Below are 1,294 nucleotides of genomic sequence, written 5' to 3'. Positions count from 1 at the left end.
GGTATGAACCGGAAACATGGGTAACACTTTAGACCGGATACATGGGTAACAGTTATAACTGGCATAGAAGAGGAGACTCGCTATGCCCTGGACTGAGACCCGACCTATGCAACGCCTTGATTTTATCCGTGCCTGCCATGCAGGTACGGATTCTTTTTCTGCCCTCTGCCGTCTCTTCGGCATCAGTCGAAAAACCGGTTACAAATGGCTTCAGCGTTTTGACCCCTCTGACCTGTCATCTCTTTCTGACCGGTCGCGTGCTCCGCACTCCCACTCCCGGACAGTTCCTGAAGATATCGCCGGGCAGCTTACGGCCCTGAGGCAAAAACACCCTGACTGGGGCCCCAAAAAACTGCGGATGTGGCTGCTCAATCATCACGTCGATTTTACCGTCCCCGCTGCCAGTACTATCGGCGATATCCTCAAGCGTGAAGGCCTGGTTCCGGATAAAAAGCGAAAACGCAGAACCCCGGGCAATCGCCAGCCCCTGACCATCATCAGTGAGAACAATCAGGTCTGGAGCGCTGATTTTAAAGGCAAGTTCAGGCTGCTGAGCCGGAAATACTGTCATCCCTTCACCCTCACCGACAATCACAGCCGGTATCTTCTGAGCTGCCGGGGAGCAGACCGGGAGAGCGAGCCCTTCGTCAGGCAGTGCCTGACGGATGCGTTCCTGGAGTACGGTCTGCCGGAAGTCCTGAGAACGGATAATGGTCAGCCTTTCGCAGGAACAGGTATCGCCGGGTTAAGTCGCCTTGCAGTCTGGCTGATAAAGCTGGGCATCAGACCGGAACGCATCAGAAAGGGGCATCCGGAAGAAAACGGCCGTCATGAGCGAATGCATCGTTCGCTGAAAAGTGCAGTAAAACAGGGCAACATCTTTATGACGATGGAAGAACAACAGCGGTGGTTCAGTGGCTACCGGGAAGAGTTTAACTACGAAAGGCCACATGAAGCCCTGGCGGGTGCAACGCCCGGAACGGTATGGCAACCCTCAGGCCGGCACTGGGATGGCAGGGTTCCTGAATATGCTTATCCGGAAGGAGGTACGGTCTACAGGGTGAAATCAAGGGGGACACTCTATATGGGGAAAAAGGGGACGGTGTTCCTGAGTGAAGCGCTGACTGATGAGTACATCATGCTGGAAGAACAAGATGATGGCCTGGAGGCCATCATCTTTAATGGAATAACGCTTGCGTACTACGACCGAAAAACCCAGAGTGTGCTCCGGATAGACTGAAAAGTGTTACCTATGTTCCCGGTCTGATCTGTTACCTATGTATCCGGTCATACA

General features: G+C 53.6%; 1 protein-coding gene. It reads left to right on the top strand.

From position 1 onward, the window contains the following. Positions 1 to 106: 106 nt before the first annotated feature. On the top strand, positions 107 to 1,240 hold the full coding sequence (locus C3451_RS24120) for a DDE-type integrase/transposase/recombinase (RefSeq protein WP_233161275.1): 1,134 nt from the start codon (positions 107 to 109) through the stop codon (positions 1,238 to 1,240). The last annotated feature ends 54 nt before the right edge of the window (positions 1,241 to 1,294 follow it).

Source organism: Enterobacter sp. 301B (genome assembly GCF_003850715.1).
Lineage (GTDB): Bacteria > Pseudomonadota > Gammaproteobacteria > Enterobacterales > Enterobacteriaceae > Enterobacter > Enterobacter intestinihominis.
Note: the sequence above shows the minus strand (reverse complement) of the source record. Positions and strands in the feature narration are given on the sequence as shown.

Bases quoted from the DNA above. Each gene is read 5' to 3' on its own strand.
- C3451_RS24120 (WP_233161275.1), top strand. From the start codon at position 107: ATGCAACGCCTTGATTTTATCCGTGCCTGCCATGCAGGTACGGATTCT.